The organism is Streptomyces sp. WM4235 (genome assembly GCF_001279725.1).
Lineage (GTDB): Bacteria > Actinomycetota > Actinomycetes > Streptomycetales > Streptomycetaceae > Streptomyces.
In genome coordinates this window covers 1-9170 of sequence record NZ_LGDE01000048.1, presented here as the reverse complement: position 1 = coordinate 9170, position 9170 = coordinate 1, and the positions used below count along the sequence as shown (strand labels likewise).

The window sequence follows — 9170 nt, the reverse complement described above, 5'->3', positions numbered from 1 at the left end:
CTACACCACCACCACACTCCCCTGGGGACTCACCCTCGACCCCACCACCGGCCGCATCACCGGCAAACCCTGGACCACCGGAACCCACCCCATCACCGCAACCGCCACCGACCCCACCGGAGCCACCACCCACACCACCTTCACCCTCACCCTCCACTGGTTCTGAGACGAAGCGGAGAGTCGGGCTTGAACAACCCGTCGTCCAGGCCGCACTGTTGGCCGGGTCTCTTCCACACGGTCAGGAGAATCGGCTTGTCGTCCCACACTGCAGACGCGCACGTCATCGATCCCGCCGGGGGGTGTCCGCACGCCCTCAACGCCCGCCTGCGGTCCCGGGGCGCCGTAGCCGAGGTCGTACTCCCCGGCGGAGTGCCCGGCGCGGTCGTCCTGGGTCATGAGGCACTGAAGGAGTTCCTGGCCCACCCCGATGTCGCCAAGGACGCCCGACACTTCCCCGGCCTGCATGACGGCAGCGTCCCCCGGGACTGGCCCCTGCGGGTCTTCGCCAACGCCCAGGGCATGCACACCGCCGACGACGCCGACCACCGCCGGCTGCGCTCCCTGGTCGGCAACGCCTTCACGGCCCGCCAGGTGGAGCGACTGCGGCCGCGTATCGAGGAGTTGACCGCCGGGCTGCTCGACGGCCTCGGAGCGGCGGCGGCGGCGTCCCCGGACGGCGTCGCGGACCTCAGGACCCACTTCGCGCTGCCCCTGCCGATGAGCGTCATCTGCGAACTGCTCGGCGTGGACGAGGAGCACCGGGGGCGGCTGCACCACTTGTCCAACACGGTGATCGTCTCCACCGACACCACCCCGGCCGAGGTGATGGACGCCGTACGCGAGCTCGTCGAACTCATGGGCACCATCGCCGCCGCCCGCCGGGCCGCACCGGGCGATGACCTCACGAGCGCCCTGATCGCGGCCCGCGACGGGGACGGCGACCGGCTCAGCGAGGCCGAACTCATCGGCACGATGCGGCTGATGCTCGTCGCCGGGCACGAGACCACGCTCAATCTGATCAGCAACGCCGTGCGCGCCCTGTGCACCCACCGCGATCAGCTCGCGCTGGTCCGCGAGGGAAAGGCGAGCTGGTCGGACGTGGTCGACGAGACCCTGCGCTGGGACGGCCCCGTCAGCTGGTTCCCGTTCCGCTACCCCACCCGCGACGTGACCGTCGGCGGCGCCGTCATCCCGCGGGGCACCCCGGTCCTCGCGGGCTACACCGCGGCCGGTCGCGACGAGGCCGCGTACGGTACCGGGGCGGACCGGTTCGACCTCACCCGGGAGAACAGCCGCAACCTCTCCTTCGGGCACGGCGCCCACTACTGCGTGGGCGCCCCGCTCGCCCGGCTGGAGGCCGTCATCGCCCTGGAGCGGCTCTTCGACCGGTTCCCGGACCTCGACCTCGCGGTGCCCGACGCGGAACTGCCCTACCAGCGCAGTTTCATCGGCAACAGCGTGCAGACGCTCCCGATCCGCCTGGGGTGATTCGGCGTGCGGCGTCCGCCGGACCGTGCCCGCCCCCGCCCCCTCCGGCGTCCGCCGGAGGGGGCGGGGGCGGATCCGGGGTGTCAGGACTTCGGCATCAGGACGGAGTCCACCAGGTAGACCGTCGCGTTGGCGGTGTGGACGTCACCGCAGACCACCGACGCGTTGCCGTTCACCTTGAAGGACTCGCCGGAACCGGAGGTGGTCAGCCTCTGCTTGGACAGGGTGTCGAACGAGCCCTGCTCCAACTGCTTCGGCGTCAGCTCCCGGCCCACCACGTGGTAGGTGAGGACCTTGGTGAGCTGCGCCTTGTCGGCCAGCAGCTTCTCCAGGTCGGCCTTCGGCACCTTGGCGAAGGCCGCATTGGTCGGCGCGAACACCGTGATGTCCTTCGCGCTGTTCAGGGTGTCGACCAGGCCGGCCTTCTTGACGGCGGTGACCAGGGTCGACAGGGCCGGGTTGTTGGACGCGGCCGTCGCCACGGGGTCCTTGGCCATGCCGGCGAAGGAGCCCGAGCCGTCCTTCGGTACCGAGGCGCAGCCCGGTCCGAACGGTTCGCCGTCCGCCGCCATCGCGGAACCCGCGGCGAGAGCCGGCCCCAGGGCCAGTGCGGCCACGGCCGACGCGGCGAACGCCGCCCTGCGTATGCCTGTGTTGCGACGTGCTGTCATCACGTGACTCCTCGGATCGGGTCGTTCCCCCCGGCCCTCGGGCGCCCCGCCCGCACTGCGGGTCGCGGGCGTCCCGGGTCTTCCTTCTCAGGGGTCATTCGGAGCGGCCCGACAGCCGGTTTGGTGGGTTGTGCCCGATGTGCGCCGGCCGGCGGGCACCCTCCGGTTCCCGTCCTACGCGGCGCCCGCCGCCGGGAACGCGAGCACCACCAGCGGATCCGTGGTCGGTGCGGCGGAACCGCCCGCCGGTTCCTCCGTGACCCCGACCCCGGTGGCGGGCCCGACCTCGCCCCTCAGCAGCGCGGGGGCGTCGGGTCGCGCCGGGTCCATCAGCCCGGCCGGACGCATGACGCCCTTCGGGTCGGTGTACCACAGCTGGTACACCCGCCCCTCGGGCGCCGCCGCCAAGCCGTCGGCCACGAACACGGCCCGGTCCCGGTCCCGGGAGAGCACCGCCGTGCCCGTACCGCCGTCGGCCATGCGGCCCGTGGCCAGCCGCGCGTCGGGCGCCGCGAGCACCTCCGTGAGGGCCGCCGCCCGCGCCTCGACCCGTCGGGCGTCCTGGCGGGCCGTCTCGGCCCGCTGGTACTGCCAGGCCGCCACCCCGCCGAAACCGACCGCCGCCGCGAGGCAGGCCGCCAGGGCCCAGCGCAGCCGGGGCCGCGCGGGCCGCGCGCGGTGCGCGGGAGGCCGTACGGGCTCCGGCCGCGCGGGCACCGCCCGGATCTCGCGCAGCACCGACTCCCGGAGCGCGGGCGGCGGCTCCACCGCCACCGCCCGGCCCAGCAGGGCCGCCGTGGCCGCGAGTTCCGCGACCTCCCGCAGGCACGCCTCGCAGGTTTCCAGATGGGCCTCGAAAGCCGCCCGCTCCGCCGGGGGCAGCGCGTCCGTGACGTAGGCACCCGTGCCCTCGTGCATGCCCGTCGTGCCTTCCGTGTCCTCTGTGCTCATCCGCCGCTCACCCCGAGACAGTCGCGCAGCCGCAGCAGCCCGTCGCGCAGGCGCGTCTTCACGGTACCCAGCGGCACCGACAGCTCCTCGGACACCTCGCGGCAGGTCAGACCCCGGTAGTAGGCCAGGGTCACCGACTGGCGCTGGATCTCGGTCAGCGAACCCAGGCAGCGCCGTACCCGGTCGCGCTCCTCGTGGTGCTCCACCGCCTCGCTCACCTCGTCGAACTCCGGAAGCGCGGCCTCCAGCCGCGCCGCGCGCCGCTCCCGCTCGGTCGAGGCCTGCGCGGAACGCACCCGGTCCACCGCACGGCGGTGCGCCATCGTCAGCACCCAGGTCCGCACGCTGCCCCGGTCGGCGCGGTAGCGCCCGGCGGTACGCCACACCTCGACGAGCACCTCCTGCGCCACCTCCTCGGCCTGGGCCCGATCGCGCAGCACCGTGTACGCCAGGCCCAGCACGGACCCGCTCACCGCCTCGTACACCGAGACGAAGGCGTCCTCGTCCCCTTCGGCGACCCGGCCGAGGAGGGCGGGCATGCCGTCCTCGGCGCGGTCCGCTCGTGTCACGTCGTTCACGGGAAGATCCTCCGGGATTCCCGGTCGTTCGTCGGCATCCGCGCGCCTCGTGAGCCATTCGTAGCCGCCGAGCCACTGGATTGGCCCCGCCCGCGGGCGGGGCCCGCCGGCCCCGCACCCGTCATCCGCGGGGCCGGCGCTTGCGCAGCTCGACCACCCCGTCGGTGATCAGGTCCCACGGCTCGGAGCACGGCGACGGCTCCCGCGCCGGGTCGCCGACCCGGGGCGGCGGGGGGACGGCCTGGTCGGGGTCCCCGCCGGCCCGGATCGACGCGGTCGCGAGGTCGGACGGCGGTTCCGGCGCCGGGGAGGGCCGCTCCGGCTCGGTCTCGGACATGCTCGGTGCGCTCCTGGGGGCGTCGGAAGGGGCGGCCACCGGATCGCTCCGACAGCCGCCCCTGTTCGTGTCCGGGCCAGTGAACCGACCCCCCGTCCAGTGCGGTGATCAGCCGTATGCGCTCTCCCTCTCACGAGTGTGGAATTACCCACGTGAGGGTGACGGTCACGGGAAGCCCCGGACAGTGCCGCGACCGATGGTGTAGGTCATTTCGCGGCGGGAAGCGCGGCCGCGATCCCCGACGCCAGGGCGTACGGATCCCCGACCGGCGCCTGGGCGTGCCGGGTGGTCCGCCGCGCCCACTCCTCCTCGAAGGCGTGCCAGTCGATCTGCCGGGGCACCGCCCGCCGGACCAGCGCCTCCTCCAGCGTGGCGAAGTACGCGTCCCAACGGGGTGCGTAGAGCTCCGAGACGAGACCGCCCCACTCGCGGTTCGCGTAGTCGTGCAGGGAGCCTCCCTCGGAGGCGGCGCGCGGGCCCCACACGCTCAGGAGCGAGCGCGTGTCGTATTCGTACCGGTCCGCTTCCGCCCTGTCCGCGCCCCGGGAGCGGGCGGCCGAGAGGCGGGGCCCCAGGAGGAAGTTCGGGTCGGCGCTCGTGACGCCGTCCAACCGCCTCTCACCGTCGCGCCATTGGGCGGTCAACTCACGGAACAGGCGCACGTCCTTCGCCTCGTACGCGGCCTTGATCTTCGGCAGCAGCACCCGCGAGTGGTTCGCCAATGCCTGCCGGGCCGTGTCCACCAGGTCGTACCGGTAGGCGCTGGAAGCCCGCAGCGACGGGGCCACCTTCAGCAGGTGGTCCAGGGCACGGCGCACCGAACCGGCCGGATAGCGCATCGACTTGGGGCTCCAGCGGGCGGATCCCGCCGCGCTCAGGCTCGGTCGGGCCGTGAACAGGCCGTCCTGGGACTCCGACCACAGCCCCGATGCGGTGCTGTACGGGCCCTTGCGCAGTTCCTCCCACGCGGCCGCCGCCTCGGCGTCGGCGCGCCCGTACCGGCGGGCGGAGTACGCCGCGAACCACTTCCTCCGGTCGATCGGCCCGGACTCCCAGGCCAGGTCCGTGAAGAGGTCGAAGGCGGCGGGATCGGTCCCGGTGGCCTCCGGCATGTACGCGATGCCCGTGAGCGCGCTGTCCGGCTTGGACCGCCACGCGTCGAACCGGTCACTCCACACCGAGGTGTTGGCGCCGATCGTGGTGTGTCCGCCGAAGTTGGGGATCGTGCCCAGCGCATAGGGCGCGCCGCCCCAACGGGCCTCCCGGTCCAACCCGTCGTACCGGTCCGACAGTCCGTCCAGGATCAACAGCTTCGAGGCGTCCACCCCGGCCAGGAGTTCCCTCCTCGGATCCTCCTGCCAGCCCAACACCGCCCACAAGGCGCCGGGATGGGCCGCCCACAGGGCCTTCTGCACCGCCCCGGCCGCCGCCGCCACGTCCACCGAACCCGTCTTGCCGCCCTCGTGCAACGGGCTCATCCGGTACATGGAGCTGTCCCCGAACACCGTCCGCTGTTCGGCGTAGTACGCGGCGGCCAGCTTCCCGAACGCGGCCGAGTTCGGGTCCAACCAGTCCGGGCGGTCGAAGCCGGCCCAGTCACCCTGCGGCACGGTCGTGGCGCCCGCGTTGCGCCCGGCGAACGCGGGCGGCACCGTGCCGAAGAAGCCCGGCAACACCGGGGTCATGCCCAGCCCGCGCAACTGCTCGGCGATCCGGCCGCCGATCCCGGCCCGCTCGCGCATCAGCCGTTCCGAGACCGGCCCGCCGAAGCCGCTCATGTTCTGCAGCAGCCACCAACTCTGGTGCGCGGGACCGGGGATCCACGCCCTCAGCTCCGCCGCCGAGTATCCGAACCGCTGGAGCGCCCGGTAGTACGGATACTCGGCGCCGACCTGCACGAACACCTCGTTGACGCCGTGCAGGGCCAGCAGGTCGATCTGCCGTCGGTGCTCCTCGAAGGTGCGGTACGGGCCCGAGTAGCCGTCGTCCGTGTCGTTGAGCGCGTACCGGTGGGCGACCAGCGCGCTCCGGGTCACCGGCTTCGGCACGGCCGGCAGGCGCTCCGGCAGCATCCCCAGGCTGTCGCCGGGCCAGCCGATGTCGGCGCCCGCGACGTGCTGGAGGTACCAGCCGACCCCGGTGAGCAGGGTCGCGCCGCTGGTGCCGCGCACCGTGAGGGCGCCCGCCGTCCCGGACACCGTGAAGGTGTCCGCCGCGGCGCCCGGGTCGGGCACCAGCGTGAACTGGCCCGCGTGCCGAGGCAGCAGCCGTTCCAGAGCCTCCCGCGCCGGACGCGCGTCGAAGTCCCGGACCGCCGGAATCCGACGTACGACGGACTGCCGTACGTCGGACTGCCGCGCACCGGGCGCGGTGGGCGATCCCGCGCCCGAGGCGACCGCCCCGGGCGCCGCCCCCGCCAGGACCAGGACGAGCAGTGCCGCGGGAAGCGCCGCCACCGCGACCGTACGGCGCCCACGCGGGCGCCCGCTGCGTGTCATCGAGTCGTACCTCATTCCGTCGATCGGAGCCGTCGGACCGGAGCCGTCGGACCGGAGCCGTCAGACCGGCAGGGCCCAGGTCTGGTCGATCCGGTGGTCGCCGCAAGGGGTCAGGCGCAGCCGCTCGGCCGGCGCGTCCGGGGCCGCCGCGGCCGCGGGTGCGGTCAGACACAGCCCGCTGCTCTTCTCGATCAGGGCGCCGGGACGGTCCTGCGCCCAGCTCTGCCGGGATCGCCCGGGTGCGCAGTCGGCCAGTTCCACCAGGTCGCCGTCCCCGGCCGTGAGGCACTGGTCGGCCGAGCGCAGTCGGGAGTCGGGGCCCACGGTCCACCGCTGGTCGGAGGCTCCGGTGCAGGCCGCCATGACCACCGCGCCGACACCGCTGGTGTTGGCCCCGTCGGCGCACTTGGCCGCGTTGCCGGCGATCTGCCCGGTCGGCACGGCCTTGCCGCAGCCGCGCGGGGTGAGCCGCCACACCGCGGTGTCGTGGGCGGCGACCCTGCCGGTCAGCGAGACGGTCGCCTCACGACGGGCCCCGCTCCACAGGTCCTTGACGTCGACGGCGCACGACGGGGCGAGGCCGATGTCCTCCAGCGGCACCTCGACGTCCATGGCGGCGCCGGTCCGGTTGAGGACGGCCACCGCACGGTCGCCGTTCGCGAGCGGCCGCACCATGACGTCGGAGGTGCCGTTCGAGGAGACCACCGCGCCCTGCCGGCCCAGCGGGTCCTGGTCGAGTGCGATCAGGTCGGTGTTGCCGAGCGCGGCGAGCCCGGCCGGGGTGAGCGCGGAAACCTCTGAGGAGAGGATGAAGGGGGCCGCCATCATGGCCCACAGTCCGACCTGACTGCGGCTCTCCGCCTCGGTGAGTCCGGGGGCGCCGGCGATGAGGAAGTCCGGGTCGTTCCAGTTGCCGGGGCCCGCGTACCGGCCGAGCCAACGGTTGTAGCCGTAGTTGCCGAGGACCGAACCCCACCGCGAGGTCGTGGGCGCGGCCGGGGCGTACACCTTGATGTCACGGCCCTCGCGCCACAACTGGCCGGTCTCGCCCACCCAGTCGATCACCTTGTGCCAGTCGGCGCCGCCCCATTCGCCCTGCTGGAAGTAGGCGGGCGCGGACGCGGACAGGACCATGTCGCGGCCGCTGTCGCGCAGGGCCCGGGCCACGCCGTTGTAGGCGTCGCGGTAGGCCTGTTCCTTCGTCTTGCCGGGCGGCACGTACAGGTTGCAGCCGTCCATCTTGACGAAGTCCGCCTTCCAGGACGCGAAGAGCCGGGCGTCGCGCGCGTAGTGGTCCGCGCCCCCGCCCGCGGGAGCGCCGCTGCCCGGGTAGCGTCCGCAGGTCAGCGCGCCGGCGTCCTGGTAGATGCCGAACTTCAACCCCTTGGCGTGCAGGTACTCGCCGAGCCAGGCCATCCCGTGCGGGAACCTCTCCGGGTCGGCCACCAGGTCGCCGTCGGCGTCACGGCTCTTCAGCATCCAGCAGTCGTCGACGGTCACCGTGTCGTAGCCCTTGGCGGCGAGACCGGTGGAGACGAGCGCGTCGGCGTTCGCGACCACCTTGGCCTCGTCGATGTCGCACATGTAGTGCGCCCAGTTGTTCCAACCCATGGGAGGGGTGAGGGCGAGCGGGGTGTCCGACGTGGCGGTGGGTTCGGCCACCGCCGTCGCGGGGGACAGCAGGAGGGCGAGCAGGGCGGCCGCGGTCAGACAGGGGAGCGACGCACGCGGGCGAGGCGGCACGGGGTCTCCTTGACGTGGGGGACGTACCGAGGGTCTGTCGAGCGCCCAGTGCAGCGGTGCGGCTACCCACTGTCAACACAAGTCGCGGGTTATGACCTGATGACCAGCAATATGGGTGCAGTCGACATCACACGAAGGGTCGACGTCGCGGGCGCCCGCTTGACCGGCCCCGCGGTCGCGCGTCCCGGCGGACCAGGGGTGAGATACGACGTACGTGACACTGTCTGTTACGGTGTATCTCATGCCGAGAAGATCAGCCGCCCTGGACCGCGCGACCCCCGAGGCCATCGCCGTCGAAGCCCTGCGGATCCTCGACGAGGAAGGGCCGGCCGCGCTCAGCTTCCGCGCCCTCGCCGACCGGCTCGACGTCTCGCACGCCACCGTCCAGCGCCGCTGCGCCGATCTGGCGGGATTGCTGGACCTGTGCACCGAGCACCTCGCGGGCCAACTGCCCGAGATCGCCGCCGGCACCGACTGGGCCGAGGCCACCGAGCAGCGGTTCTCCGCGTTCTACCGGCTGCTCACCGCACACCCCGGCCTGCTCGTACTGCGCGGTGGCCGGCCCTGGTTGGGCCGCCGACTGCTCGCCCGACTCGTGGAACCGGCGCTGGCCGACAGTGTCGCCGCCGGGATGACCGCGGCCGAGGCGATGACCGTCTACCGCCGGATGTACCTGCTCACCCTCGGCAGCGCCGCCTTCGTGGACCACCGCGATCCCGCCGGCGCCACCGCCGCGTCCCGGGCCGCCCTGGCCGCGCTGGACCCGGCCGAGTTCCCCGTGCTCTCCGGCGGCCTGGCCGACGTACTGCCCCCGCTGACCGACCACGAGGTGTACCACGGCGCCCTGCGCCAGCTGATCGAGGCCGCCCGGCCGGCCGCCGACCGGCGCGGCAGCGCCTGAACC

General features: G+C 73.4%; 9 protein-coding genes. 3 read left to right on the top strand and 6 right to left on the bottom strand.

The genetic code is table 11. The features are described from left to right. A partial coding sequence (locus ADK55_RS36000; RefSeq protein ID WP_199826457.1) for a putative Ig domain-containing protein occupies nucleotides 1–166 on the top strand: 166 nt, incomplete at its 5' end. An 86-nt stretch (nucleotides 167–252) separates the two neighbouring features. Then, nucleotides 253–1488, top strand: a complete 1236-nt coding sequence (locus tag ADK55_RS06580; RefSeq protein ID WP_234349921.1) for a cytochrome P450 family protein — start codon at nucleotides 253–255, stop codon at nucleotides 1486–1488. An 83-nt stretch (nucleotides 1489–1571) separates the two neighbouring features. Here ADK55_RS06580 and ADK55_RS06575 read toward each other — a convergent pair whose 3' ends face one another. The 6 genes from ADK55_RS06575 to ADK55_RS06550 form a co-directional block, all read right to left on the bottom strand. Then, nucleotides 1572–2159, bottom strand: coding sequence for a fasciclin domain-containing protein (locus ADK55_RS06575; RefSeq protein WP_053676513.1), 588 nt, complete (start codon nucleotides 2157–2159; stop codon nucleotides 1572–1574). Nucleotides 2160–2333: 174 nt separating this feature from the next. Next, nucleotides 2334–3110, bottom strand: coding sequence for an anti-sigma factor (locus ADK55_RS06570; protein WP_053676512.1), 777 nt, complete (start codon nucleotides 3108–3110; stop codon nucleotides 2334–2336). Continuing rightward, on the bottom strand, nucleotides 3107–3688 hold the full coding sequence (gene sigK / locus ADK55_RS06565) for an ECF RNA polymerase sigma factor SigK (protein WP_266952095.1): 582 nt from the start codon (nucleotides 3686–3688) through the stop codon (nucleotides 3107–3109). Before sigK ends, ADK55_RS06570 begins: the two co-directional genes overlap by 4 nt. 121 nt (nucleotides 3689–3809) lie before the next feature. Continuing rightward, nucleotides 3810–4025, bottom strand: coding sequence for a hypothetical protein (locus ADK55_RS06560; protein WP_053676511.1), 216 nt, complete (start codon nucleotides 4023–4025; stop codon nucleotides 3810–3812). A 206-nt stretch (nucleotides 4026–4231) separates the two neighbouring features. After that, nucleotides 4232–6523, bottom strand: a complete 2292-nt coding sequence (locus tag ADK55_RS06555) for an alpha-N-acetylglucosaminidase (RefSeq protein WP_053676515.1) — start codon at nucleotides 6521–6523, stop codon at nucleotides 4232–4234. 60 nt (nucleotides 6524–6583) lie between these two features. Further along, complete coding sequence (locus ADK55_RS06550; protein ID WP_234349920.1) at nucleotides 6584–8266, bottom strand: ricin-type beta-trefoil lectin domain protein; 1683 nt, start codon at nucleotides 8264–8266, stop codon at nucleotides 6584–6586. A 241-nt stretch (nucleotides 8267–8507) separates the two neighbouring features. On the opposite strand from ADK55_RS06550, the gene ADK55_RS06545 reads away from it, so the two are divergent. Then, nucleotides 8508–9167, top strand: coding sequence for a TetR/AcrR family transcriptional regulator (locus ADK55_RS06545; RefSeq protein ID WP_053676510.1), 660 nt, complete (start codon nucleotides 8508–8510; stop codon nucleotides 9165–9167). Nucleotides 9168–9170 lie beyond the last annotated feature (3 nt).